Annotated in this window: 1 protein-coding gene; it reads right to left on the bottom strand. The window is 68.1% G+C overall.

What is annotated here, in order from left to right:
* On the bottom strand, positions 1–1,109 hold a 1,109-nt coding region (locus tag AC04MI_RS25450; RefSeq protein ID WP_476499078.1), incomplete at both ends, for an AMP-binding protein.

The following is a 1,109-nucleotide window of genomic DNA, read 5'->3' as shown; positions in this document are numbered from 1 at the left end:
AGCGGGGTCCTTGTGCCCATTGGGCCTGGCGACGATGAGCGCTGCGCCCTCGATCAGCGGCCAGAAGAATTCCCAGACGGAGACGTCAAAGCCTGCGGGGGTCTTCTGCAAGACGCGATCATGGGATTGGAGCTGATACGCCGATTGCATCCATTCCAACCTGTTGACGATCGCGGCCTCGGAGACGATGACCCCCTTGGGTCTTCCCGTGGATCCCGATGTGTAGATGACGTATGCGGGGTTGAGCGGGGTGAGGGGTTGGGTGCGGTGATGGTCGGTGGGGTTGGTGTCGGGCGCGGCTGCGAGGGCGCGCGCGAGCGCGGRCTCGTCCATGCACAGCAGCGGAACGCCCGAGGGGAGCTGCGCGGCGGTGGCACGGTCGGTGACCATGCACACGGGCCTGGCGTCCTGGAGCATGAATGCCAGCCGGTCCTTGGGGTAGTCCACGTCCAGCGGCAGGTAGGCGGCGCCGGCCTTGAGGATGGCCAGCAGGCTGGTGACCATCTCCAGGGAGCGCGGCAGCGCGAGCGCGACGAAGCTCTCGGGGCCCACRCCCTGGGCGATCAGGTGGTGGGCCAGGCGGTTGGCGCGGGCGTTGAGCTCGGCGTAGGTGAGCGAGGAGTCCTCGAAGACGAGGGCGGTGGCCTGGGGCGTCCTGGCGACTTGCTGCTCGAAGAGCTCGGGCARGGTGGCCTGCGGCACGGGGTGCGCGGTGTCGTTCCATCCGAGCAGGATCTGCTGGCGCTCGGCGGGCTCCAGGATCTCGATGGYGCCGATGGGCTGGGCAGGGTCGGCCACGACCGCTGCGAGCACGCGCTGCAGGCGTGCGGCCAGCTGCTGCACCGTGGCGCGGTCGAACAGGTCGGTGGCGTACTCGATGCGACCGGTGAGGCCCTGCGGCTTGCCGTCGTGGCTGCGTTGCTCCCACATCGTGAACGAGAGGTCGAACTTGGCAGTTTGGGCACCGAGGAATTCACCCCTGACCTCGACGCCGGGCAACTCGAAGCTGATCCTGGCATTGTTCTGCAGCACGAGGGCCACCTGGAACAGCGGATGGCGGGCCATGGAGCGCACCGGGTTGAGCACCTCCACGAGGCGCTCGAACGGCA

It is taken from the genome of Acidovorax sp. LjRoot204 (assembly GCF_056175785.1).
This window is presented reverse-complemented; position numbering and strand designations above follow the sequence as displayed.